The 24,534-nt window shown below is 71.2% G+C and carries 23 protein-coding genes and 2 pseudogenes; 7 read left to right on the forward strand and 18 right to left on the reverse strand.

Annotation, left to right across the window (positions count from 1 at the left end):
• The 10 genes from ACFVQ0_RS36095 to ACFVQ0_RS36140 all read right to left on the reverse strand — a co-directional run.
• Nucleotides 1–875: homocysteine S-methyltransferase family protein (locus ACFVQ0_RS36095; protein ID WP_390093428.1), on the reverse strand; the 875-nt coding region annotated here is incomplete at its 3' end.
• Between the two features lie 132 nt (nt 876–1,007).
• Complete coding sequence (gene metK / locus ACFVQ0_RS36100; protein WP_390093429.1) at nt 1,008–2,216, reverse strand: methionine adenosyltransferase; 1,209 nt, start codon at nt 2,214–2,216, stop codon at nt 1,008–1,010.
• A gap of 80 nt (nt 2,217–2,296) precedes the next feature.
• A complete protein-coding gene (locus tag ACFVQ0_RS36105; RefSeq protein ID WP_390093430.1) occupies nt 2,297–4,423 on the reverse strand; it encodes a condensation domain-containing protein in 2,127 nt (708 codons plus the stop codon).
• A 182-nt stretch (nt 4,424–4,605) separates the two neighbouring features.
• Nucleotides 4,606–5,457 (reverse strand): 4'-phosphopantetheinyl transferase family protein, encoded by an 852-nt coding sequence (locus ACFVQ0_RS36110; RefSeq protein ID WP_390093431.1) that lies wholly within the window; start codon nt 5,455–5,457, stop codon nt 4,606–4,608.
• A 58-nt stretch (nt 5,458–5,515) separates the two neighbouring features.
• Nucleotides 5,516–7,273: an acyl-CoA dehydrogenase gene (locus ACFVQ0_RS36115; protein ID WP_390093432.1), complete on the reverse strand. Its 1,758-nt coding sequence runs from the start codon at nt 7,271–7,273 to the stop codon at nt 5,516–5,518.
• A 264-nt stretch (nt 7,274–7,537) separates the two neighbouring features.
• A complete protein-coding gene (locus tag ACFVQ0_RS36120; protein ID WP_390093433.1) occupies nt 7,538–7,792 on the reverse strand; it encodes an acyl carrier protein in 255 nt (84 codons plus the stop codon).
• Between the two features lie 249 nt (nt 7,793–8,041).
• The gene (locus tag ACFVQ0_RS36125) at nt 8,042–8,998 is read right to left on the reverse strand and encodes an aromatase/cyclase (protein ID WP_390093434.1); all 957 of its coding nucleotides are present in this window, start codon (nt 8,996–8,998) and stop codon (nt 8,042–8,044) included.
• 25 nt (nt 8,999–9,023) lie between these two features.
• Entirely contained in the window at nt 9,024–9,806 is a 783-nt protein-coding gene (gene fabG, locus ACFVQ0_RS36130; protein WP_390093435.1) for a 3-oxoacyl-ACP reductase FabG, read from the reverse strand.
• Nucleotides 9,807–9,808: 2 nt separating this feature from the next.
• The gene (locus ACFVQ0_RS36135; protein ID WP_390093436.1) at nt 9,809–11,494 is read right to left on the reverse strand and encodes an FAD-dependent oxidoreductase; all 1,686 of its coding nucleotides are present in this window, start codon (nt 11,492–11,494) and stop codon (nt 9,809–9,811) included.
• A gap of 72 nt (nt 11,495–11,566) precedes the next feature.
• Nucleotides 11,567–13,144: a class I adenylate-forming enzyme family protein gene (locus ACFVQ0_RS36140; RefSeq protein ID WP_390093437.1), complete on the reverse strand. Its 1,578-nt coding sequence runs from the start codon at nt 13,142–13,144 to the stop codon at nt 11,567–11,569.
• Nucleotides 13,145–13,293: 149 nt separating this feature from the next.
• Between ACFVQ0_RS36140 and ACFVQ0_RS36145 the strand changes: the two genes are divergently transcribed.
• Nucleotides 13,294–13,797, forward strand: coding sequence for a nuclear transport factor 2 family protein (locus tag ACFVQ0_RS36145; RefSeq protein WP_390093438.1), 504 nt, complete (start codon nt 13,294–13,296; stop codon nt 13,795–13,797).
• 58 nt (nt 13,798–13,855) lie between these two features.
• Entirely contained in the window at nt 13,856–14,314 is a 459-nt protein-coding gene (locus ACFVQ0_RS36150; protein WP_390093439.1) for a nuclear transport factor 2 family protein, read from the forward strand.
• 7 nt (nt 14,315–14,321) lie between these two features.
• Here ACFVQ0_RS36150 and ACFVQ0_RS36155 read toward each other — a convergent pair whose 3' ends face one another.
• Genes ACFVQ0_RS36155 through ACFVQ0_RS36180 form a run of 6 tightly spaced genes read right to left on the reverse strand, consistent with a single transcriptional unit; the run spans nt 14,322 to nt 19,793 of the window.
• Nucleotides 14,322–15,251, reverse strand: a complete 930-nt coding sequence (locus ACFVQ0_RS36155) for an MBL fold metallo-hydrolase (protein WP_390093440.1) — start codon at nt 15,249–15,251, stop codon at nt 14,322–14,324.
• Nucleotides 15,251–15,514, reverse strand: a complete 264-nt coding sequence (locus ACFVQ0_RS36160; RefSeq protein WP_390093441.1) for an acyl carrier protein — start codon at nt 15,512–15,514, stop codon at nt 15,251–15,253. Before ACFVQ0_RS36160 ends, ACFVQ0_RS36155 begins: the two co-directional genes overlap by 1 nt.
• Before the next feature lie 54 nt (nt 15,515–15,568).
• The gene (locus ACFVQ0_RS36165) at nt 15,569–16,825 is read right to left on the reverse strand and encodes a ketosynthase chain-length factor (protein WP_390093442.1); all 1,257 of its coding nucleotides are present in this window, start codon (nt 16,823–16,825) and stop codon (nt 15,569–15,571) included.
• Entirely contained in the window at nt 16,822–18,087 is a 1,266-nt protein-coding gene (locus tag ACFVQ0_RS36170) for a beta-ketoacyl-[acyl-carrier-protein] synthase family protein (RefSeq protein WP_390093443.1), read from the reverse strand. The genes ACFVQ0_RS36165 and ACFVQ0_RS36170 overlap by 4 nt, the downstream gene beginning before the upstream one ends.
• A 41-nt stretch (nt 18,088–18,128) precedes the next feature.
• Nucleotides 18,129–18,929, reverse strand: coding sequence for a thioesterase II family protein (locus ACFVQ0_RS36175; protein ID WP_390093444.1), 801 nt, complete (start codon nt 18,927–18,929; stop codon nt 18,129–18,131).
• A gap of 42 nt (nt 18,930–18,971) precedes the next feature.
• Nucleotides 18,972–19,793: a BTAD domain-containing putative transcriptional regulator gene (locus tag ACFVQ0_RS36180; RefSeq protein WP_390093445.1), complete on the reverse strand. Its 822-nt coding sequence runs from the start codon at nt 19,791–19,793 to the stop codon at nt 18,972–18,974.
• 423 nt (nt 19,794–20,216) lie between these two features.
• On the opposite strand from ACFVQ0_RS36180, the gene ACFVQ0_RS36185 reads away from it, so the two are divergent.
• From ACFVQ0_RS36185 to ACFVQ0_RS36205, 5 genes and pseudogenes are all read left to right on the forward strand, one after another.
• Nucleotides 20,217–20,501, forward strand: coding sequence for a peptide deformylase (locus ACFVQ0_RS36185; RefSeq protein ID WP_390093446.1), 285 nt, complete (start codon nt 20,217–20,219; stop codon nt 20,499–20,501).
• Between the two features lie 402 nt (nt 20,502–20,903).
• Entirely contained in the window at nt 20,904–21,299 is a 396-nt protein-coding gene (locus ACFVQ0_RS36190; RefSeq protein ID WP_390093447.1) for a PPOX class F420-dependent oxidoreductase, read from the forward strand.
• Nucleotides 21,300–21,369: 70 nt separating this feature from the next.
• Nucleotides 21,370–21,606 (forward strand): annotated as a pseudogene (locus tag ACFVQ0_RS36195) (transposase family protein); the annotation flags it as partial.
• Between the two features lie 109 nt (nt 21,607–21,715).
• Nucleotides 21,716–22,174 carry a transposase family protein gene (locus ACFVQ0_RS36200; protein ID WP_390093460.1) on the forward strand — a complete coding sequence of 153 codons (459 nt, stop codon included), beginning with the start codon at nt 21,716–21,718 and terminating at the stop codon, nt 22,172–22,174.
• A gap of 147 nt (nt 22,175–22,321) precedes the next feature.
• Nucleotides 22,322–22,614, forward strand: a pseudogene (locus ACFVQ0_RS36205) (site-specific integrase); the annotation flags it as partial.
• Nucleotides 22,615–22,680: 66 nt separating this feature from the next.
• Here ACFVQ0_RS36205 and ACFVQ0_RS36210 read toward each other — a convergent pair.
• Together ACFVQ0_RS36210 and ACFVQ0_RS36215 are read right to left on the reverse strand one after the other, a co-directional pair.
• Nucleotides 22,681–23,628, reverse strand: a complete 948-nt coding sequence (locus ACFVQ0_RS36210; RefSeq protein WP_390093448.1) for an alpha/beta hydrolase family protein — start codon at nt 23,626–23,628, stop codon at nt 22,681–22,683.
• 76 nt (nt 23,629–23,704) lie between these two features.
• On the reverse strand, nt 23,705–24,445 hold the full coding sequence (locus ACFVQ0_RS36215; protein ID WP_390093449.1) for a TetR/AcrR family transcriptional regulator: 741 nt from the start codon (nt 24,443–24,445) through the stop codon (nt 23,705–23,707).
• Nucleotides 24,446–24,534 lie beyond the last annotated feature (89 nt).

Here is a 24,534-nt window from a genome sequence, read left to right on the forward strand (position 1 = left end):
CCGATCAGCGACAACCCGTAGTCGGTCACGAAGGCCTCCTGCGCATCCGCCAGACCCTCGGGACCCAGCGGGAAATGCGCCCCGTCCTTCGTCAGCACCGGCAGGCCCGCGTTCGGCATACAGAGCAGCGGAATCCGGGAGTGCCGGGCGAGATAGCGCAGATGCTCGTTCATCTCCGCCGGGCCCGTGGAGCAGTTCAGGCCGATCAGGTCGACACCGAGCGGCTCCAGAGCCGTCAGCGCCGCCCCGATCTCCGAGCCGAGCAGCATCGTGCCGGTGGTCTCGAAAGCCAGCGACACCAGCAGCGGCAGATCGCTGCCCAGGGCCTCCAGCGCGCGCCGAGCCCCCAGAATGCCGGCCTTCGTCTGAAGGAGGTCCTGCGTCGTCTCGACGATCAGCGCGTCCGCGCCGCCCGCGATCAGCCCTTCGGCGTTCTGCTGGAACCCGTCGCGGAGCTTCACGTACGGGGCGTGGCCCAGTGTCGGCAGCTTCGTGCCGGGGCCCATGGAGCCCAGGACCCAGCGCTGCTGTCCGGTCGAGGCCGTGAACTCGTCCGCGACCTCACGGGCGATACGCGCACCCGACTCCGAAAGCTCGTACACCCGCTCGGGGATGTCGTACTCACCGAGCGCCGCGGTGTTGGCCCCGAAGGTGTTCGTCTCCACGCAGTCCACGCCGACCGCGAAGTACTCCTCGTGCACCGAACGCACGATGTCGGGCCGGGTGAGGTTCAGGATCTCGTTGCAGCCCTCAAGGTTCTCGAAATCCTCAAGCGTGGGGTCCTGCGCCTGGAGCATGGTGCCCATCGCGCCATCGGCCACCACCACCCGGGTGGCGAGTGCCTCACGGAGTGCTGCGGCTCTGGTGCCCGTCATGACCGGTGGTCCGGGGCAGGTGTGAACAGTCCGGCCGCGTCCGCGGCGACGGAACCGGTGACAACGATGCGCACGTCGGGCTCTCCTCGAAAGTACGGAGCACGAAGGACGGAGGACGAGGGGGCCGGCCGGTCAGAGACCGGCTGCGGCCTTCAGCTGCTGGGCGCGGTCGGTCCGCTCCCAGGTGAAGTCGGGCAGTTCGCGTCCGAAGTGGCCGTAGGCGGCGGTCCGGAAGTAGATCGGCCGCAGCAGGTCGAGGTCCCGGATGATGGCGGCCGGGCGCAGGTCGAAGACCTCCTTGATCGCCTGCTCGATGCGATTCTGGGCGACGGCGCCGGTGCCGAAGGTCTCGACGAACAGGCCGACCGGCTCGGCCTTGCCGATGGCGTACGCGACCTGGACCTCGCACCGGTCCGCGAGGCCCGCCGCGACGACGTTCTTGGCGACCCAGCGCATCGCGTAGGCGGCCGAGCGGTCCACCTTCGACGGGTCCTTGCCCGAGAAGGCGCCGCCGCCGTGGCGGGCCATGCCGCCGTAGGTGTCGATGATGATCTTGCGGCCGGTCAGACCGGCGTCGCCCATCGGGCCGCCGATCTCGAAGCGGCCGGTCGGGTTGACCAGCAGCCGGTAGTCGTCGGACTCCAGCTTGATGCCGTCCTCGGCGAGTTCGGTCAGCACGTGCTCGACGACGTGGTGGCGGATGTCGGGGCTCAGCAGGTTGTCGAGGTCGATGTCGGAGGCGTGCTGCGAGGAGACGACGACGGTGTCGAGACGGACCGGGCGGCTGCCGCTGTACTCGATGGTGACCTGCGTCTTTCCGTCGGGACGGAGGTAGGGGACGGTGCCGTCCTTGCGGACCGCGGTCAGCCGGCGTGACAGCCGGTGGGCCAGGTCGATCGGCAGCGGCATCAGGGACGGGGTCTCGTTCGTGGCGTAGCCGAACATCAGGCCCTGGTCGCCGGCGCCCTGCTTGTCGAGTTCGTCCTCGTCGCCCTCGACGCGCTTCTCGTACGCGGTGTCGACGCCCTGCGCGATGTCCGGCGACTGCGCGCCGATGGACACCGAGACTCCGCAGGTGGTGCCGTCGAATCCCTTGGCGGACGAGTCGTAGCCGATGCCCAGAATCGTCTCGCGGACGAGACCGGGGATATCGGCGTACGCCTTGGTCGTCACCTCACCGGCGATGTGCACCTGGCCGGTGGCGATCAGCGTCTCGACGGCGACCCGGGAGGACGGGTCCTGGCTCAGCAGGGCGTCGAGGATCGCGTCGCTGATCTGGTCGGCGATCTTGTCGGGGTGGCCCTCGGTCACGGATTCCGAGGTGAACAGACGGCGGGACATGGCTCTCCAGAGGTGTGAGGTCCGTTGAACGGTCGAGCGTCGGCGCGGCCGGCCGACCGGGTGGTCGTCCGGCGTGTACGTCATCCGGCGCGTGCGGCGGCGGATTCGAGCAGCCGGGCGAGATCGCCGGCGGACGTCGCGGTGCCGGTGAGCACGATGAGTGGCGGCCGGCCGCCGTTCGCCGCGATGAGCCGGGTGATGCGGTACGCGGCGACTCCGCAGCCGGAGAATCCGCCGAGCACGAGATGCCCACCCGTTTCGACGAGCGGCCTGAGCGCGTCGTACCCGGCTCCGTCATCGAGCGCGGGCCCCAGCAGTACGAGGGCTTCGGGCCCCTGGTACGAGCGCGCGAGCAGTTCGTAGCAGAAGCGGGGGGTGCCGTGCGACGGTACGAGGCAGACGGTGCCGGCGCCGGGGTTCCGGGCCGGTCGCAGGGTGATGAGCGCGGGTGCGTCGGCGTCGGCCGGACCGTCCACCGATGTGGTCGGGGGCGTACCGGTGGCCGTGGCCGTGCTCGCGTCCGTCTCCCCGTCCCCGTCCCCGTCCCCGTCCGTCTCCGTGTCAGCCAGCAGTGCCAGCACCTCGGAGATGGTGGTGGACTCGCCCGCCACACGCGGGAGTTCGTCCAGCAGGAATGCGGCGTGTGCCAGGACGCCGCCGATTCCGGTGGGCTGGGTGTGGTCGTAGGAGACGGTCACGATGAGCCCGCCGTCGCCGTCGCGGTGGGCGACGAGCGTGAGCGGAAAGGCCGTCCGGGCGCCGAGCGTCTCCGGCGGGTCCACCCGGACGCCCTGCGCGGCGAGTTCCCGGACGAGATCTTCCGGGCCGTCCGGCCCGCCCTCGAAGGCGACCAGGCTGCCCACCGCGTCGGGCAGCTCGGCCCGGTCCCCGGTCCAGGCACGGATCTGACCCGCCGAGACCCATTCGTACGCGGCCATGTCCAGGGCCCGGTCACGGAGCAGGCCGAGCAGCTCCGGCACGCTCCCCCGCGGGTCGACGACGACGGACATCGGCAGCGGGTTACGGAGAGCGCCCGGCAGGCGCTCCACTCCGTCGAAGAAGATCCCGCGTCCGGACACCGTCACGCTGAAGCGGACCGGCTCCGCGTCGGCGGTTCCGGCGGCCCGGTAGAGCAGCAGGGCCCAGACGGCTTGCAGCGCACCGCTCTCGGTGCTGCCCCAGCCGGCCGCCCAGGCGCCGAGCCGTGCCGTCTGCACGGCGGTCAGCCGCAGCCGGGTGCGCCCGGTCCCGGACGGGGTCCCGCCGGGCACCGGAGCGGAGGCGTCGGCCACGGGCAGGGGCGAATGCGTGACGTCGGGCGGCGGGACGGCATCCGTCCAGAACGTGCGTGCGGGCCCGGTCCCCTGCTCTGCGAGCCACTGCGCGTAGTCGCCCATGTCGGGGCGGCGTTCACCGCCCGGCAGGCAGCCGCCGGCCAGGTAGGCGCGGTAGAACTCGCGCAGCAGCAGGCGCGCGCTCCAGCCGTCGAGCAGCGCGTGGTGGAAGGTGAGCAGCACCCGGGTGGGCTGGGCCGTGGCCGATACGACGGGGTCGCCGCCCAGTACGGTCACGCGCAGCGGTCCGGGGCGGCGCGGGTCGAGGCCGCGGCACCGGTCGTACTCGACCACCGAGGCCCAGTCCCCGGCGCTGTGCGGCAGCCGTACCACTTCGGCCCTGACCCGGTCGTGCACCACGATCTGCGGCTCGGGGCCGTCGGCGAAGGCGGAACGCAGCACGCTCTCCCGGTCGAAGAGTGACTGCCAGGCCGCGGTGAAGCGTTCGGGGTCCAGCGGCCCGTGCCAGACCCAGCCGAGCTGTTCGACCTGGCGGCCGGTGCCCGGGTGGGCGTCGGCGTCCGCGAGCAGCTCGTGCTGGAGCGGGCTCGGCGTGACGGCGCATACCGATCGGCCGGCCGGCGGCGGGTCCGTGAGCAGGTCGGCCAGGAGCCCGGCCGGGAACTCGCCGGGGGCGCTCATGGTGAGGGCCAGGGTGTGCAGGCCCGGCCCGTGGGGTCGGAGCCGGTGCTGCCAGGCCGGTCCGTCCGGCCGTCCTGCGGCGATCCGGTCCAGCGCGGATTCGAGGCGCCGGGTGTCCAGGGGACCCCGGATCTCCAGGAACGGCGGGACCTCGTAGGGAGGTTCCCCGGGATCGACGACTACGGTGATCGGTCCGTCCGGTGACCTACGTGAGCGATGATCGGCGGTCATGGTGTGTTCGGGGCGCGCACCCCCTCCCTCCCCTCTCTGCGAGCACGGAGCGCGTACGCGAGGCCCGCCCATACGGACCTGATACGACGCTCGGAACCGTCATCCGGCACGTTAGCCGCGCAGGAGAGCGAGGCCGGATTTCTCCACCGGCTCTGGACGGATCCGCGAACGTGGCGGCGGTGTCATCCGTGGTCTAGGAGTCCGGCGACGGCCCCCATGAACCCTCCGTCGAGCATGGTGCGGGCCGCCGTGTCGCGTGAGGTGTCCAGTCCGGAGTCGTGGCAGGCCACGCTGATCAGGTAGCGGCCCAGCACCAGGCGGGTGGTGAACGCCCATTCGTCGCGGGCGGCCGGTGTTCCGTCGGGGGCGAGCAGGCCGCCCGCGCCGACGCCGAAGCCGAATTCGGTGAAGCCGAGGCGCAGTCCCTGGCCGAGCGCCTTGGTGTAGGCCTCCTTCAGGGTCCACAGCCGGAGCAGCTGAGCCCTCTGTTCGGCCTCGGGCAGCGCGGCGAGATCGGCGCGTTCGGCGGGTGTGCAGACGTGGTCCTGGAGGAGCTCGAACGACATGTGCCGCTCGGCGGGTTCGGCGTCGACGCCGATCCTGCCGCTGCGGCTGATGCCGACGGCGATCAGGTCGTCGGTGTGGGTGAGGCTCACGTCGATCTGGTCGAGCCCTCGCAGATAGGGCCGTCCGCCGATCTTGTACGCGAGGTCGAGTTCGGCGGGCCGGGTGCCCAGCGCGGCCGCGGCCGTGAATTTGGTGGCCAGCCTGGAGGCGACGAAGCGGTAGCGGATGGTGGGGTCGGTGGTGCGGCGGTAGCGCTGCCAGTCCCGGCCGAGCAGCGGGCGCAGCGAGGGGTCGGCGACGGCTCCGGTGAGCCACTCCCCCCAGGTGGTGTGCACCACGGCGTTGCCGCGCAGGTCCATGCCTTCGCGCACCAGGTCCCACGGCCCGTCGGGGCCGCTGACGTGGATCGGCTCGGTGATACGTATGGTCGCGCCCGGTGCCGCGGTCATCTGCTCCGTCTGCGTCAACGGTCTTTCCTTCCCTGCGTCGTTGCCCGCCTGGTCCTCGGGCGTGGGTGCCGCTGTCTCACTGGGCGAGGGTGATGCCGTCCAGGTCGCAGCTGCGGCCCGTCCGGAAGCGGCGGACCAGTTCTTCCATGACCTGTGCCAGGCAGCCGTCGGGCAGTTCGGGCACGGGGATGGCGAGCCGTTCGCCGAGGCGGGACAGCGCGAGCAGTGCCCAGGCCGGATTGGCGAGGAACGGGTCCCGGCCGTCCTGGCCCTCCCACACGCCGAGTACCGCGGCGGCCGCGACGATGAGGCTGTAGCGGTCGCTGAGTACGCAGACGGCGGGGTCGGCGAGCGCCGTGGTGCCGTACGCGGGCAGCCGGCGGCACTCCTCGCGCAGGGCGCGGAGTTCGGTGACGAAGCCCTCGGCCAGTGCGGCGAGCACGGCGATCTGTCCGCCGAGGCCTCGGTACGAGGCGAGGCGGTCGGCGGAGCCGACGAGGGAGGCGGCCATGAAGTCGCCGCCGCCCGCGAGGCCCAGCAGCCGGTAGTCCAGTACCGGGAGTTCGGCTCCCTCGCGGAACAGCTCCGGCGGTGGTTCCTCCTCCTGGAACCAGGAGTGTTCGGCCAGGCCGCGCAGCTGGGGGACGATCACGGACTGGCAGGAGGCGGTTCCGGCGTGGCCGAGTCCGGCGACCGGCAGGTCCCGTACGAGCTTGCCGAGCGCGCCGTACTCCGGGCTGTCGTGCTCGTAGCCGCGCGCTCCCAGGACGGTGGCGAGCTCCTCCAGGTTCTCGCGCAGCAGGTCGGGCACGACGTACTTGACTGCGGCGGCGAAGACATGGGCCCGGTCGGGCAGCAGGCTCAGGGCGCGCAGGACGACGGTGGCCATGCTGTCGCAGGCCAGCAGGTCGGCGAAGACGCCGGCCAGCGGCTTGTGCCAGCGGCGCGCGATGGGAGCGCTGCGGCCGGTGGTCGCCGCCCGTACCGCGGAGTGCAGGACGGTGTCCGCGGCCGCGGTGACGACACCGCAGATGAGGCTGCGGTTGACCTGGAAGGTGCGCAGGGCGAGGGCCACGCCCTCGCCCGTGCTGCCGACGCGAGCGTCGCCGGGGACGGTGTGGTCGGTGAACTCCAGCCCGGAGAAGAGCGCGCCGCGCATGCCGGGGGTGGTGACGCGCGGCAGGTGCCGCACGGCCGGGGTGTCCTGCCGGGCCGGGTCCAGGAGCAGCACCGAGTGGCTGTGCGGTCCGCGGGCCGGGTCGGTGCGGGCGTAGACGACCTGGGCGTCGGCGCGCGCGGCGTTGATGATCACGTCCTTGCGCCCGTTCAGCCGGTAGCCGTCGGGGGTGGTGCCGGCGGTGAACTCGTGCCGCAGGATGGCGTTGGAGTGGGCCAGTTCGTGGTGGAGGATCGTGGCCCGGCCGCCGCCGAGCAGCAGGTCGGCGGTGTTGCGCCGCTGCGCGGGGGTGCCTGCCGCCCAGATGGCGCCGGTGGCGAACAGCGAGGTGATGCCGTAGCCGAAGCCGAGGGCGACGTCACGGCGGAAGACCGGTCGCAGGACGCGGGCGAGCAGGTCGGCGCGGGTGAGCCGGCCGCCGTACTCGACGGGTACGAACTCGGCGCCCAGGTCCGTACCGGCGAGGAGCTCCTCCGTGGCGGCGGGCGGGGCGCTCCGGGCGTCGGCGGCGAACAGGGCGCGCAGCCCGTGCGGGTTCGCGGGGTCGTAGGGGTCGCCGAGCAGCGCTTCGAGCCGGGACGCCCGGGTGCGCGCGTCGGACTCCCACCAGCTGTGACCGGTGGCCGTGGTTCCGGTGATATCGGCGGTGGTGGTCATGGCAGCGGGAGTCAGCTCCGTCGTCGCAGGGTGCGCGCCAGATATCGCGCCGGTAGGCACGACTCTGACGGGCACGCCTCGTGCGGCACCGGAGCCGTACTCGACGGATCGTCTGCCATTCCTCGATCGTTCACCGAGTCACCCGGAGCCGGATCCCAGCTGGTTCCCGGCTCACTTCCGAGCGTGGCTCAGGTACGGCTCAAGCCGGATTCGAGCGGATCCCAGAAGTATTCGGGTGACGCCCCGCGGCTCCACCGGTCCCTCCTACCCCGGGACCGGGACGGACAGCTTGCGGGTGACGAACGCGTCGAGGGCCGCGATGGAGCAGAAGTACTCCAGCTCCAGGTCCTCGTTCTCGACGGTGATGCCGAACTCGTGCTCCACGAAGGAGACGAGCCGCATCGCGAACACCGAGCTGACGAAGCCGAGCTCGAAGATGTCGTCGTCCGCCTTCAGGTCCTGCACCGGGAAGAAGCGGGACAGGTATTCCGCGATCCGGGCTCTGTTGTCCGTGCTCATCTCTTCATCCGTCCTGATGTCATGGAGCGCGACGCCGGGTGGCCGGCCGGTGGGTCAGTGGTGAGTACACGCACCACTGGCCCGCCGGCCGGCCGAGGAGAGGTCCGGCGCGCCACCGCTGCCGCCCCGGTCCCCTCCGGGGGAAGTCCGTCGCGGCAAGCCTCACAGCGGCGGCTGGAGCGGGACCGGAGCAGCGGTGGACGTCGGACCGCGGCGGGCGGTCAGTCAGGATTCGGCAGGAGGATCCGGTCACAGCACGTGGATCGCGGACTCCGCGTGCCGTTTGGCCAGGTTGAGGGTGGCCGTCGAGTTCCGGCCGAGCGCCTCGCGCACGTAGCGGCGGGCCTGGGCCAGGTCGGCGCCCTCACCGAGCACGCTCTCGATGGCCTCCTCGCGCAGCACCACACTGTGCTGGGAAATGACCGTCACACCGGACTCGTCGGGCAGCACCGACCACTCGCCGGTGTGCGCGTCCATCAGCGCGGGGGTGGTGGTCTGCTTGTAGACGATGCGGCCCGCCTGCGGGAAGCAGACCCGTACCGACTCCGTGGTGTGGGTCGAGCCGTCCGCGGTGCGGGTATCCATCGCCATGACCTGGACGCCGGGGGTGTCCTCCGTCAGTTCGAGGCGGGCCACGTGCGGCACCAGCTCCGGCCAGTCGCTCACCCGGTACAGGAAGTCGTAGACCAGCTCGGACGGGCCCTTGACCCGTACGGCGTCCTCGAAGGACAGGACGAGTTCGTCGAGCCTCGGCCAGCGCTCGGCCAGCCGCTTCACATGGTCCAGCTCCGCCACCGAGTTGGTGTCGATCGCCAGCTCCACCCAGGCCACGTCCTCCGGCCGGTCACCGGTCACCGTGAAGTCGTGCAGCAGGGTCAGCACACTGGTGCCGCCCGCCCGCTCCTCGACGGTCCAGGTCCCGTTCATCGTCTCGACCGGGGCCTGCGGGTGCTGCTGGCGGAAGTCGATCCGCCGCGCCTGCGGGTCCTGGACGCGCCGTGAGATCCACGACCGGACCTGCCCGTTGGCCGTCGCCCACATCCGCAGCCGCTCGTTCTGCCCGTCGAAGTCCAGCCGCTCCACATGGACGTTCGGCGGGAGGAACAGCGGCCACTGCACCGCGTTCGAGATCAGCCCGTACGCGACCCCCGCCGGTGCGGCCACCTCGACCGAATGCGCCGTGCGGTACACACGCTCACTCGACACCACACATCACCTCTTCCTCACAGATTCAGAAATTGCCAAGTCCGCCACAGACGTTGAGCGCCTGTGCGGTGATCGATGCGGCGGACGCGGAGGCCAGATAGCCGACCAGTCCCGCGACCTCTTCCGGTGTCGAGTAGCGGCCGAGCGGGATCTTCGCCTCGAACTGCTCCTGCACGACGTCCTCCGTGGTGTCCCAGGCCGCCGCGTACCCCTGGCGCACCCGCTGCGCCATCGGCGTCTCGACGTAGCCGGGACAGACCGCGTTGACCGTGACGCCCGAGGGGGCCAGCTCCCTGCCCAGCGCCTTGGTGAAGCCGACGACACCGTGCTTGGAGGCGCTGTACGGGGCGCCGAGCAGCACGCCCTGCTTGCCGGCCGTCGAGGCGATGTTGATGATCCGCCCGTGTCCGGTGTCCGTGAGGCCGCCGTTCTTCAGCACCTCGCGCGTCACCAGGAACACGCTGTTGAGGTTGGTGTCGATGACGTCGTACCAGAGCTCGTCGGCGATGTCGGCGGTCACGCCGCCGCCGCTGCGCCCGGCGTTGTTGACCAGCACGTCGACGCGTCCGTATGCCGCGACGGCGGCGCTCACCAGCTCGGCCACGGACTCCCGGGAGCGGACGTCGGCCGCCAGTCCGTCGGCCGCCAGGCCCTCGTCCCGGAGGTCCTCGACGGTCTGCTTCACGTCCTGTTCGGTGCGCGCGCACAGGAAGACGCGGTGTCCGGACCGGCCGAGCTGACGGGCCACCGCAAGTCCGATGCCGCTGGTGGCTCCGGTGATCAGGGCTACGGGTTCGTTGTCGGACACGGTCAGTGCTCCTTCAGCCGGTGGGTGGGGGCGGGGAGGACGAGTCCCGGTTCGGGCCGGGCCGCGTCGGCGAGCAGGTCCGCCGGCCGCAGCGGGGCGAGCGCCCGGCCCAGGGCGGCCCTGGTCAGGACGTCGGCCCGCGCGGCGGTGTAGCCGTCGGGGCGCACCAGCAGCCAGTTGCCGGGTGCCAGGGCGAGCGCCGCGCGCAGCCGCCCGTCCGGGTCGGCGAGCGGGGCGGGCCCGTCGGGGCCGGTGCCGCCGACGGTGCGCACCGACAGCCACTCGGAGTACTGGGCGGCGGCCGTGATGGCCACGCCCACCGGGACGTCCCCGGGGCCGGTGCCGCCCGCGGCGAGCAGCAGGGACCAGCGGGGGTCGCGGAGTTCGGCGCGCAGTCCGGCGCAGCCGGAGTCGTCCGGGTCGTGGACCTGGGCCTGGGTGACCCGCTCGCCGGGTCCGGGCACCTGGGCGGGTCCGGCGCCGGTGGTCAGGGCGGAGTCGCCGTAGCCGATGCGCAGCCCGGACATGCCGCCGAGCACCTTGCGCTGAACGGCCCGGCGCAGCGGGGTCACGTTCCGTACGAAGGTGAAGACGACGGGCAGCGCCACAGAGGCGAACATGTTCTTCAGCTGGACGAGGAAGGTGGCGGCCCGGGTGGAGCCGAGCAGGGCCCGGCCGATCGGCACCCGTTCCTGGCTGTAGGTGTCCAGGAGTTCCGGGCCCGCGTGGCCGTGCTCGACCATGGCCAGCTTCCAGCCGAGGTTGTACGCCTCCTGGATGCCGGTGTTCATGCCCTGCCCGGAGGCGGGGCTGTGCACGTGTGCGGCGTCCCCGGCGACGAGGACGCGACCCTCGCGCATCCGTTCCACCATCCGCTGCTGGAAGGTGAAGACCGAGGTCCACTCGCTCTCCCCGACCCGGACCCGGCGGCCGAGCCCGGCCGACAGCTTCTCGGTCAGCCGCTCCTCGACGGGGCGCGGGTCGGTGCCCCGCCCGGCGGGTGCGGTGTCCAGCAGCCGCCAGTGCCCGTCCCGGGCGTAGGGCACCATCATCAGTGCCTGTCCGCCCGTGTGGGCCCAGTAGATGGTGTCGGGCGGCAGGTCGGTCTCGACCGGTGCGTCGGCGAGCATCCAGGTCTCGCCGGCTCCGCCGAGCAGTTCGAGCCCGAGCAGTTTGCGTACGGTGCTGTGGCCTCCGTCGCAGCCCACCAGCCAGGACGTCTCGACGCTCTCCTCCGTGCCGTCCGGCCCGCTCAGGGTCGCCCGCACGGAATCGGCGTCCTGCTCGAAGCCGGTGAGCCGCACCCCCCACTCGACCTCGACACCGAGACGGGCCACGGCCTCGCGCAGCACCTCCTCCGTCTCGGTCTGGCCGATGACGAGGGTGTACGGGTACGAAGTCGGCATCGTGGCGTAGTCGGCCTCCAGCCGCACGAGACGACGCCCCTCGGCGTACATGGTGAACGCGCGGTTGCGGCGGCCCCGTACGAGCATGTCGTCGACGATGCCCATCTGGTCGTACGTCTCCAGGGTGCGCGGGTGCGTGGCCACGGCCCTGCTGGTGCGGGCGGGACCGGCGGCGGCGTCGACGAGCCGCACTCGCAGGCCCCTGCGGGCCAGTTCATGGGCGGCGGTCAGGCCGACGGGTCCGGCGCCCGCGACGATCGCGTCGGGCCGGTCGGTGGTCATGCGCTCTCCTCGGCCGGCTGGCTGACGAAGGTCACCATGGTCTGCTCCTGGTGGTGGGGCGGATGCGGGCGTTCATGCGGCGGCGCGTGTCTTCAACCGCTGCCGCAGCGCGCGTCGTTCGGGCTTTCCGGTGGGGGTGCGGGGCACCGCGTCCAGTGCCTCGGTCAGGCGGATCCGTTCGAAGTCCGCGAGCCGCTCGTTGGCGCGTGCGGTGACCGATGAGAGGACGTCGGGCCCCGGGGCCCGCCCGGACTCCTCGTGCAGGACGATCCCGGCCCAGACGAGACCGCCGTGCACGTCGTCGGGCCAGTCGGCGACGATGCAGTCCGCGACTCGCGGGTCCTCGCCGATGACCCGTTCGACCTGGCTCGGCGAGACGATCTCGTTGTCGTACTTGAAGATGTCGTCGAGCCGGTCCACCAGGCGCAGCTCTCCGTCGTCGTCGAGGTAGCCGACGTCGCCGGTGGAGAACCAGCCGTCCTCGTCGATCCGGGACGGCTGTGCGTCACCGAGGTAGCCGGCCATCAACTGCGGGCCTCTGACCTGGACCTCCCCGGTGGACCAGACCTCGACCGGGGTGCGGGAGTCCACATCGACAAGGCGGCACTCGGTGCCGGGGACGGTCCCGCCGACCTCACCCGTCCGGTAGCGCTCTGGCCGCTGGCAGTGCGTGAGCGGAGAGAGTTCGGCCATGCCATAGCCCTGGATGACGGGGACGCCGAGCCGGTCGCGCAGGGCGCGCGCCGCCTGGGGCCGCAGCCCGGAGCCGCCGGACAGCACGGCCGTCAGCCGGGGGCCGCCGGGCGGGGGCCCCGCGGCGGCGGTCAGGCGCTCGTCGGTGGCGAGGCGGTGCAGCCGGGCGGGGAGTCCGAAGTAGTGGGTGGCACCGGCCTCGGCGGCCGCGGCGAGCGACGCGAACGGATCGGGGTCCTGGCAGAGCACCTGGCACGCCCCGGCGTACATCGCGGAGTTGAGGTGCATGACGTGGTAGAGCGGCAGGTGGTTGAGGGCGACGGAGTCCGCGTCCAGGCGGTGGGCGAGGGCGGTCTGCTTGGCGTTGGCGACCAGGTTGCGGTGGGTCAGCAGGACGCCCTTGGGGCGGCCGGTGGTGCCGGTGGTGAACTGGACGCAGGCGATCGCGCCCGGGTCGGACGGGCCGTCTTCGCGCGCGTGCGGGGCCGACTCCAGTTCCATGTGCAGCGACACCGTGTCACCCGGTGTCACCCCGTCCGGGGCGTCGGTCACCACGATCGTGCGGAGCCGAGGCAGTACCCCGCTCAGCTTGGTGAGGATCTCGGCGATGGCCGCGGGGACGAACGCCACCTCCACCCCGGCGGTGGCGAAGACGTGCCGCAGCCCGTGCTCCCCCATCAGCGGGTTGACCAGCACCGCCGTCGCACCACTGCGGACCGTGCCGTAGTAGGTGGCGATGAAGACCGGATCGAGGACATGGGCGACGCCGGTACGTACCCCGGTCCGGCCCCCGTTCTGCCGCCGCAGCCAGGCGGCGACGCGATCGGTCAGCGTGTCCAGCTCGCGGAAGCCGAGTGCCGTGTCCGCTGTCCGTACGGCGATGCCGTCGGGGTCGCGCAGAGCCGCTCTGCGCAGCAGGCCGTCCAGCGGAAGGTCCGGAAAGACAAAGTTCGGCATCCTCGTTCTCCTCCGGCTGGTCGGGGCGCGGCTGCCGATTCACCGGCTGCTGTTCACACGTTCGACCAGGACGCTTGAGGAATCTTCGAAGAGCGCTCGATCTGTGCCACAGAGAGTGTCCGTATCCGATGGAACGGAGGGCCGGTCACATGACCACCGAGATACTCAGCCGCACCCGAGCCACCACAACCGACACCACAGCCGTCTTCGAGACACCCGCCGAGGTGCTCACAGAGGCGGAGTCCGGCGTCCTGTACGCGCAGATCCAGCAGTTCTACGCACGCCAGATGCAGCTCTTCGACCTGCACGAGGCCGAGCGCTGGGCGGGGACGTTCACCGAGGACGCCGTCTTCGACGTGCCGACACTGGACGAGCCGGTCCGCGGACGCCTCGCCCTGGCGTCGAACGTGCGGCGCAACAAGGCCCAGCAGGAACGCAGCGGGGAACGGTTCAGGCACTGGATCGGCATGCTCGACCTGCGGCCGCAGCCCGACGGGACGCTGCACACGCGCTGCTACGCGCTGGTGTACGTGACGCCCGGTCAGGGCGGCTCCGCGGTGCACCGGGTATGCGTCATGGAGGACGTACTCGTCCGCTCGCGGGGCAAGTGGCGCACCCGCCACCGCGTCGTGACCCGCGACGACCTCGGCTGAGAGGTGTCACCTCCGACCGGCGGCGAGCCGGCCCGGCCCTGAGACCAGGAGACGCAGTATGACGACGTACGCGACCGAGCCGCGGCTCGGCACCGACCGGACCGCGCTCTATGTGGAGGTCCAGCAGTTCTACGCCCGGCAGGTCCGGCTGCTCGACGATCTGCGGGCGGAGGAATTCGCCGCCACGTTCACCGAGGACGGCGTGTTCGCACAGTCACCCGGCATCCCGCGGGTGCGAGGCCGCGAGGCCATCGCGGCGGCGCTGCGCACCGCGCACGCCCGCCGTTTCGGCACCGAGCCGGTGCGCTGCCGGCACTGGCACAACATGCTGCGCGTGGACCCGGGACCGGACGGCACCCTGGTCACGCACTACTACACACTGATGATGGTCAGCCGCCCCTGGGACCCGGCGCCGGTCATCGCGCCGAGCAGTGTGGTGGAGGACGTGCTGGTGTACGAGGACGGGGAGCTGCGCACGCGTGAGCGGCGCATCACCCCCGACCACCAGTCGTTCTGACGCCGCCTCAGGCGTGGCAGGCCGGCCGCCCGCCGTGGTGCTCCGACATCTCGCGGAACAGCGCGGGAATGTCCAGCGGATCGCCGGGCGCCGCGCCGAGCTCCTCCGCGTAGGCGCGGTGCAGGTTGGGCACCAGCCGCTCGGCGTCCAGCAGATCGGCGTACGCGCCGGGGCCCGCCTCGCGCGCGAGCTGGAGCGGGGTGAGCCGGGCGGCCAGCCCTTCCCGGGCGAGCTGCTGGAGGCGCAGCAGGTATCCCTCGTTGTCGTCCAGCAGCGCGGGGCCGCCCACCGGTCCGTGGCCCGGCACGACCGTGCGGGCGCCGAGTGCGCGCAGGGTCCGCAGCGCGGCCAGGGAACCGGAGACCGACCCCATCGGGCAGAACGGTGTGGCGCCCGACATGACCAGGTCGCCGGTGAACACCACCCGCTGCTCGGGCAGCCACACCACGGTGTCGCCGGTGGTGTGCGCGGTCCCCGGGTGGATCAGTTCGGCCCGCAGGGAGCCCACGTACAGCGTCATGCGGTCGCTGTAGGTGACGCTCGGCGGCACCACCTCCAGGTCGCCCCAGCACACGTCGGGCCAGAGCCCGGCCATGTGCAGCCCGGCCGCCGCGATGTCGGCGCGCGCCCGTTCGTGGCCGATGACGACGGCCTCGGGGAAGACGAAGTTGCCGAAGGTGTGGTCGCCGTGGAAGTGGGTGTTGACCACCAGACGCGGCGGGCCGCCCGCGACCCGCAGCACCTCGGCGCGCAGCCGCCGGGCCCGTGCCTCGGTGGCGACGGTGTCGACGAGCAGGCCGGTGCCGCCGTCGACGATCACTCCGGCGTTGTTGAGGCACCAGCCGCCGTCCGGCTGGACATAGGCGAAGACGCCGTCGGCGATCTCGGTGAGCCGGGGCGCGCCGGTGCGCGGCTCCTGCGGCCCGTCGCCGCTCATCAGGCGGCGATCCGGGCGGCCAGGGCGCGGTTGACCAGGTCGAGGTACTGGCGCGGGGTCTCGGCCTCGTCCAGCGCCTCCTCGTCCAGCAGCACGTCGTAGTCGCGCTCGATCACGCCGGTGGCCTGCAGGAGGGCGAGCGAGTCGTAGCCCAGGTCGAGGAAGAGGGTGTCCAGGACGTCGCCGTCCAGGTCGATGCCCTCCCCCTCGCCCGCGCAGGCGCGCAGCAGGGTGGTCAGTTCGGTGAGCTCCAGCCGGTCCACAGAAGTGCCTTTCTCCTCGGTGTCGATTCAGAACGTCCGGCGGCGGGGACGTGGTCAGCGCGCGGCGCGCACCACGGTGGCCGCGTTGAAGCCGCCCCGGCCGCGGGCCAGTACCAGTGCGGTCCGCAGCACGGCCGGGCGCGGCCTGCCGGTCACCAGGTCGACGGGGCAGTCCTCGTCGACCCGTGCGGTGCCGGTCGTCGGGGGGATCACCTGGTCGCGCAGGGCGAGCAGGGCGGCCGCCAGGTCGAGCGCGGAGCCGCCCGCGGAGAGCCGGCCGGTCATCGACTTGGGTGCGGTGACCGGCACCCCGTACGGGCCGAACAGCGCGGCCAGCGCCTGTGCCTCTGCGCGGTCGGCGTCTCGTTCGCCCGCCCCGTCCGCGAAGACGACGTCGATGTCGCCCGGGGTGACACCGGCATCCGCCAGGGCCAGTTCGGCGGCGGCCAGGAGCCGGGGTTCCCCGGTACCGGGTGCCGGGTCGAACGTGGCGGCGCAGCCCGCGATCGTGCCGTGGACGGTGGCACCGCGACCGCGCGCGGCGTCCCCGTCCTCCAGGACGAACAGGGCGCCGCCCTCACCGACGACATGGCCCGACGCCTCGGCGTCGAAGGGCAGGTAGGCCCGGTCGGGGTCGTCGCCGGTGCTCAGTGCGCCGTCTGCCAGGTGGGCCGTCCAGCCCCAGGGGCAGAGCGCCGAGTCGACTCCGCCGGTGACCACGGCCCGTATCCCCTTGCGCAGCTGGCGGCGGGCCTGGGCGACGGCGTCGAGGCCGCCCGCCTGCTCGGAGACGATGACTCCGCTGGGGCCTCGCAGCCCGTGCCGGATGGAGATCTGGCCGGAGTTGGCGGCGTAGAACCAGGCGAACGACTGGTAGGCGCCGACGTGCCGGCTGCCCTTGCTCCACAGCGCCTGGAGCTCGTGCTGCCCGAACGCGAAACCGCCGGTGCCGTTGGCGGTGACCACGCCGACCGCGTAGTCGGGCAGCCGGGCCGGGTCGAGGTCCGAGTCGCTCAGGGCCTCGGCCGCCGCGGCGAGCGAGAACCGGGTCACCCGGTCGGTCTGCGGCAGCAGCCGGCTCGCGACGTGGTCCGCGTCGACGAACCCGGTCACCTCCCCGGCCAGGCGCGCGGGATAGCCGGAGGCATCGAAGCGGGTGACGGGCCCGATGGCGTTCTCGCCCCGCAGCACGGCCGCCCACCACTGTTCGGCGCCGACACCGCCGGGCGCTACGACACCGATGCCGGTGACGGCCGCCTCCACGCCCCGGACACCGATCAGTCCCGCTTCCTCGGGAGCCACGGCGGTCATGCGGCCACCCCCAGCCGGCGGGTGGTCAGCACCATCGCGCTCTGGAAGCCGCCGAATCCGCTGCCGACGCTGAGCACCGTGTCGGTGCGCTGCTCCCGTGCGACCAGCGGTGTGTAGTCGAGGTCGCACGCGGGGTCCTGATCGTGCAGATTGGCCGTCGGCGGCACGATGCCGTGCTCGATGGCCAGGGCGCTGGCGGCGATCTCCAGGGAACCGATCGCGCCGAGCGAGTGACCGATCATCGACTTGATCGAGCTGACCGGCACCCGGTGGGCGTGCTCGCCCAGGCTGAGCTTGAACGCCGCCGTCTCGTGCTTGTCGTTCTGCTTGGTGCCCGATCCGTGGGCGTTGATGTAGTCGACGGACGTGCCGTCGAGCCGTGCCTCGTCGAGGGCGATCCTGATCGCCTCGGCCATCTCGTTGCCGTCCAGGCGCAGCCCCGTCATGTGGTACGCGTTGGACCGGCTGGCGAAGCCCGCGATCTCCGCGTACACATGGGCGCCGCGCCGCAGCGCGTGCCCGTACTCCTCCAGGATCAGCACCGCGCTGCCCTCGCCGAGCACGAAGCCGTTGCGGCTGCGGTCGAAGGGGCGGGAGGCGGTCTCCGGTTCGTCGTTGCGCGAGGAGGTGGCGCGGATCGCGTCGAAGGACGCCAGGGTGATCGGGGTGACCGGTGCCTCCGCGGCGCCCGCCACCATCACGTCGGCGCTGCCCTCGCGGATGAGTTCGGCGGCGTGGCCGAGCGAGTCCAGGCCGGAGGTGCAGCCCGTGGAGACGACCGCGACGGGCCCCTGAGCGCCGACGTCGCGCGCCACCTCTGCGGCGATGGAGCTGGGCACGAGGTAGTCGGTGAGCCGCGGCTCGGCCCGGGTGTGATCCAGCAGCCAGTGGCTGCCGTTCTCACTGATGTGCGCGTAGCTCTCGTCCAGCCCGGTGCTGCAGCCGACGGCGCTGCCCAGGGTGACCCCGGTGCGCTCGGCCCGTATCCCCGCTGTCAGTCCACTGTCGGCGACCGCCTCGCGGGCGGCGACAAGGGCGAACTGGGCGGCACGGTCCAGGCGTCGGGCCTCCTGCGGGCCGAAGCCGTGGTCCGCCGGGACGAAGTCGGCCTCGGCCGCGATCTGCGAGCGGAACGAGGAGGCGTCGAAGAGGGTGATGCGGCGGGTCGCGGTGCGGCCCTCGGTCAGCAGCGACCAGAACGCCTCGGTGCCGACCCCGCCGGGGGCGACCACCCCTATCCCGGTGATGACGACGCGTCTCATCGGCTGTCCCTCATGTCTGTCCTCCTGTGATCGGCGGCGGGTCAGCCGCGGGCCGCGGCGACGACGCGGGCCGGCCGGGTGCGCCGTACGACGCGGCAGGCGCGCCCGAGCAGCCGCGGCAGCTCGTGGCCGCGTACGAAGAAGTGGTCCCCCGGCACGGTCCGGGTCACCGTCGGTCCGGTGGTCCAGTGCCGCCAGCCCGCCATCACGTCCGGCCGCACCAGCGGGTCGTCCGCACCGGAGACGATCAGCATCGGCACGGACAGCGGCGGGCCCACCACCGGTTCGTGGGCGTTGATCCGCAGCGTGTGGGCGAGGGCCAGGTCGTCCCGGAGCACCGGCAGCACGGCCCGGTGCCAGAGCCCGCCGGGCTTCGCTCCCTCCGGGAGGGTGCCGGTCTCGGCGAGCAGCTCCAGCAGCTGGTCCTCCGGCCCCCAGGCGGCGTCCGACAGCACAGAGGCGGCGTCGGGGGGCGGGCAGGCGCCGAGGGCGAGGAGCGCCGGACCGGGCAGCCCGGCCTCGTGCAAGGCGCGGGTGACGGTGTAGGCGACCATCGCGCCGAGGCTGTGCCCGTACAGCACGTAGGACCCGTCCGGTGCCTCGGCGAAGGCGTCCATCACATCGGCCAGCAGCGCCTCGCGCCCGGTGATACGGGGCTCGCGGCGCCTGGCATCGCGGCCCGGCAGCAGCCTGGGCAGCGACTCCACCCCGGGCCCCAGATCACCGGGCCAGTTGTAGAACGCCGAGACGCCGGCTCCGGCGTGCGCGAAGCAGTGGAGCCGTACCGGCTGTTCCTCGCACATCTGCCGTACCTCCTGGGTGGGTTCGCCGGTCGGTCCCAAGGTCGCCGGTCCTCCTCGACAGGGCCTGGAGACCTGCTCGGATCAGGCCGCGTACAGATCGAAGGTGGAGCCGCGGCGCGATCCGCTGAGCGTGTCCAGCGCCGGGTCGACGGTGAGCATCGCCTGGTGCAGCCGCTGGAGCTGCGGCGAGGGCTCCACGCCCAGGTCCTCGATGAGGCGGGTGCGCAGCCTGCGGTAGACGTCCAGCGCGGTGGCCTGGCGGCCGGATCGGTACAGCGCCACCATCGCCTGCGAGTGCAACCCCTCGTGCTGGGGGTGACGTGCCATCAGATCAGTCAGTTCGGCGAGGAGTTCGCTGTGCCTGCCGGTTCGCAGATCGGCGTCGATACGCCGTTCGACGGTCACCAGCCGGCTCTCCTCCAGCCGCAGGACCTCGATCTCCAGAATCGGCCCGACCCGTACGTCCACGAGCGCCGGCCCGTGCCACATCCCCAGCGCCTCGCGGTACAGGCTCGCGGCCCGCCCGTCCTCGCCCTCGTCGAAGGCGCTCTGCCCCGCCGACACCAGCTGCTCGTACCGGTGCACGTCGACGGACTCCTGCGGGATCTGCAGCAGATAGCCACCGTGCCGGGTCGCGAGCACCTCCTTGACGGCGCCGGGCGCGTCCGGCCCCATCGCGGTACCCAGCCTGCGGCGCAGCTGAAGGATGTACGTCTGCAGGGTGGTCATCGCGCTCTGGGGCAGATCGGTGCCCCAGATCTCCTCCATGAGCGTGGGCACGGGCATGACCCGGCCGGGGTAGAAGGCGAGCAGCGACAGAATCTGCCGCGGCTTCCCCGCGGTCGGAACGATCGACACCCCGTTGACGTCGGCACTCAGCGGGCCCAGAACCTGAATCTCCACGATTTCCTCCCCGTTGCCCGGTCGATTCCCCAGGCCTGTCCGACGGATCGAAGGCGGACGGGGCCCTGGCCAGAAGCTGTTGGCGTTCCGCACGCTAGCCCCGTTCACCCCACCCGCCCACAGACCTCGACCTGCGCTCTAGCGGCCCTCCAACGAACCGCCACCGCGGGTGCTCGGCCGGGACCGGTACAGACCCTCCCGGCCGACCGGGACGGGGTCGTCGGCCCGGACCCCGTCGTGTGGGGCACCGAGACGTCCATGACCGCCGAGGCTGCCCCGCTGCGGACCGCGCCGGACCGCAGGGAGGAGAACGGCATGCGTGTTTTCACCTGGACGACGTCCACCCCGGCCCTGCACGCCCGAAACCGTCTTGAGTGGAGGTTCCACACGTCCCGAACTCAACACGACCCCCGGGGAGTGCAGATGACCGAGATACAGCAACCCAGCCGGCGGATGCGTGAGATCGGCGTCGTTCAGTACGGCGCCCTGGTCCTCGCCGAAGTGTCCAAGCCCTTCGACCTTCCCGCAGAGCGCGAGGGCGCCGAGGGGTGCATCGACCAGTTGTTCGCCGCCATGGAACGGACCGGACAGGTTCACCCCTTCGCCAAGGGCATGGGGCTGGCCGCCCCGCAGATCGGCATCGGCCGGGCCGCGGCCGCCGTCCAGCCGCCCGGCCCCGGCAGTCACGTCCGGGCCTACGAGCAGTAGGCGCCACATCGAGCAGCGGAAACGTCCGCTCTGATCATCACGTCAGAGCAGCCACGAGATCGCATCCCACCCACCCCGGCCTGAAGGCCGGGATGCCCGGCGAAGACCAAGGATGGACTCTAACGGGCTGACCCGCGATACGGCCCGTCAAAGCGTCGAACATCTCCTACCGACGGGCAGGATCTCCGCTGGGCCCGCCGTCACCGTCTCTTCACCAGTCCGCACACCGCGCGATCATCAGCGGCGGCCGCGCTCGTCTCCGCGCCGTCTCCGGTAGCAATGAGGTCCGGTGCCGTGGCAGAGGTAAGCAGCCCTCGGCCCTGTGGTGGGAAGCATTCGATCTCCATGCCTGTTCTGCATCAGCAGTGAACAACTCGGAGTGCTGAACAGAAGGGTGGGGCTGTGTCGGCAACGTTTAACGAGGGGACGCGCAAACTGCTGGACGGGAGGAACTTCGCCACTGTCGCGACGCTGAACCGGGACGGTGGGCCGCAGACCTCTGTGGTCTGGATCGCGAGGGACGGAGACACGGTGCTCTTCTCCACTACGGCGGGGCGCCAGAAAGCCAGGAATCTCGCCCGGGACCCACGGATCAGCCTTACCGTCTTCGATACCGAGAACCCGTACCAGTCTGTAGACATCCGGGGCACTGCCGAGCTGGTCGAGGACCGAGAGAAGTCGCTGCCTCGCACGCTCTCGCAGAAGTACCTCGGTGAGAACCCGCCCGCCGAACCGGAGGAAGTACTCCGGCTTATCGTGCGGGTGACGCCGAACAAGGTCACTGGCTTCTCCGCCTGATAACGGACTGCCCCCCCCCGCGATTGATCTTGGTCACAGGTGGGCACATGGCGAGCTGGGCGAGCTCGCTATGGAGCTCGACGCGCGCTGGGAGGCGCGGTGCGATCCCGGACGCCGGGACCGGCGCGGGGGTGTAAGGCAACGGGACTCCGGAGCCGGGCCGAAGTACGAAGTGGTCTTCGTCAACCGGCTGCTGGCCACGCTGGTGCATCTGCGGACCGGGCTCACCCATGCGGCACTCGGCGTGATCTACGAGGTGGGTTCGTCCACCATCGGCCGGGCGAGCGCCGAGATCCGACCCCTGCTCGCCGAGCGTGGCTTCGCCGTCCCCAACCAACCCGGGCTGCCGGCTGCGCACCTTGGAGGACGTGTTCGCCTACGCCGAGGCCGAGAACGTCACCTTGCGAATCGATGGGATGGAGACCCAGGTCCGCCGCCCGAGAGCAGACAGACTCGGGCGGCGGGCGTTCGTCTCCGGCAAGCGCAGGCAGAACACCGTCAAGACGACGACCATCAGCAACGGCCAGGGCCACACCTTGTGGTCCGGGGCCACCCGGCCCGGCAGAATGCATGACCAGACCGCGATGCGCACCGAGGGCATCGCCGAGCAGTTCCACCAACGCCCCGGCGTCAAAGCCGAGGTCGACGACGGCTACCGGGGCCTGGCAAACGAGTCCCCGAACAGGTCTCGGCCCCGCCGAGGAAGACGAAAGGCCACGATGCTGTGCCAGGCAGGAGGGTGGTGGTTTCCGGATAGAGGCTGTCCATGCTCTCGGTGGAGAGGTAGCTGCGGGGACAAGGCCGCCGTGTACCCCTCGGGTCGAACTGCCCGCCCACCGGGGTCTGAGGAACATCCATGTCAGATCGTGCGCTAAGCCTCCGTCGGCCCTGGTGGGCGGCCAGCTGGTCGGTGGCGGCGGGATCGGCCTGAAGTTGTTCCACAGATAACGCCCTATTACCTGCGGCATCGCCGGACCGATCTGCGGCGACGTCGCCGCGCCGCTGCGCGAAGCGACCCCGTTATCTGTGGCAAGGGGGAAGCGGTTCCCGCCGTCGTCCAGCTCCGGTCCGGGAAGTCGCTGACCGTCCGCGCGGCCGGCGATGTCTTCCTCGGCTCGCTCGCCAACCGAACACCGCCCGCAGTTACGGCACCGGCGTCTGGAAGACCGCCGAACGACTCGGCGAGGACCGGCCTCTGGCGGCTGTCGCCGATGACGAGATCGGCGAGGCGCTGGAAGTGCTGTGGGGCACTGCGGCGGCCAACACTTGGAACGCTCGCCGCGCGGCGGTGCTGTCCTGGCTCGGCTGGTCAGCCTGCTCGCGCCCGGCGACAGTCGCCGATGAGCGCTGGCTTGCGCCCCCGTTGTTGCGAGTAGGGGAGCTACTTCATGTGAGTGGCGAACCAGTCCAGCATTTCCTTGGGCTCGCGCTGGAAGTGCAGGTAGCCGTCCCAGCGGGCGGTGGTTCCGTGGACCCAGACGAGTTTCTTGTCTTCGATCGGGATGTTGTCGAACATCGCCTGGACGTCGTCGGGGCGAGTCATCAGGTCGTCGTGAACCTGGTAGAGGAAGGTGGGGATAGTGACACTCTTGGCGGCCTCGACCGGCGACATCTCGGAGAAGGGGAAGCTGACGACCAGGCGGACCTTTTCCTCCAGCTCAGCGATACGCTCGGGCATGCCCAGCATCTCCAGCGTGCGCTGCATGGTGACGCCGACCGACAGTGGCTGCGGGGAAACGATGCAGCGCACGCCTTCGAAATGCTCGGGGTACATCTGCATGGCGAACATGGTCGCGTTCGAGCCCTGGCAACGGCTGAACAGGCCGATGGTCATGGCCTTGAGGTCTTCGCGGGCGCGCACGTACTGCAACGAGCCGACGACGTCGCGGGCTTCGAAGCGGCCGCCGCTGCCGATGCCGCCGTTGCCGGTTCCGCTGTGGCCGAGGTTGCGCATGTCGTAGGTGAGGACGTTGTATCCGGCCTCGTGCAGGATGCGGTAGTCGGGCACGAAGTCGACCTCGAAGTCGTTGCCCGTGCTTGCACCAATCGACCTCCAGGGCTCCAGGTGCGCGGGGAAACCGTAGCGGTTGAACCACAGGGGGTGGTTGGCGATGATCAGCTTGTCCGATCCCTCGCAAGGGATATACCAGGCTTCCAGCGGCACGCCGTCCATGGAGGGGAAAGACACCTCCTGGTAGGCCAGGCCATAGTCGCCCGGGGTCTTGAGGATCGGCGAGCGCATGGGGTGGCCGAAGCCCTGGGCGATGCCATCCAGGATGCTCTGGATCTCCGCTTCGCTATGGGCCTGTTCCTGGTGGATGAGGCTCATGTGCTTCTCTTTCATGTCGGGTCAGCAGGTCGAGGGGACCTGCCGGTTGTGTGGCCCGCCGTTCTGGAGAGCCCCTTCAGGACGGGTCGCCGCCTGCCGCGTGGCTGGGCAATGAGAGCTGGGCCAGCCATTCACGCAGCAGTGTGGTTTCCGAGGCACGGAGCGTGCCGACGGGGCCATGTGGCATCTCTGCTTCCAGTTGCGCGGCAGCTCGCACGAGCTGCGGCGTCACGGAAGGCGCTCCGGGGACGGTCGGCGGGCTGATGACGGCCGCGGTGACGGCGTCACGCACGATGGCTGACAGGGAGTCGTCGGCAGTCGCGCGGGTGCGGATCAGATGCAAAGTGACCCCTACCGCAGCCGAGGCCACCATGTCCGCGGCAGTCTCGGTCGGCATGCGCAACCGTCCGGCTCTCTCCAGGTCGCGCATCATCGTCACGAGAACGGCGTGTGCGTGATCCGCAGGGACTGTACGGCCGTCGATAGGGCGGCCGTACATGATCGTGTAGAGCGCGGGGTTCGCCACCCCGAACTCCACGTGCATGTCCCAGCCGCGAAGAAAGTCCTCGACCGGATCCCCGGTCGTCTCCAGGGCCTGCTTGCCGGTCAGATAGCGGCTGAACCTGTCCGCCGCCACCTCCCGCAGCAGCCCGTCCTTGTCGCCGAAGTGGTGGTACAGGGTCGGCGCTGCAACGCCGGCCGCGTCGCACACTTCGCGGGTCGAGAACTCCCCGCCGGCCGATGCCGCCAGAAGATCAGCGGCTGCGTCGATGATCAGCGCGCGGGTTCGCCGGGCCGGTGAAGCTTCCTTCGTCATGTAGCAACGATATATAAGAATCTTCCGAAAAGGCAACTTAATCATATCGACGCTATAGGAGATCCGGAGTCCGTTCGCCCCGTCGTCCC

The sequence above is a fragment of the Streptomyces sp. NPDC057900 genome (genome assembly GCF_042887885.1).
GTDB lineage: Bacteria > Actinomycetota > Actinomycetes > Streptomycetales > Streptomycetaceae > Streptomyces.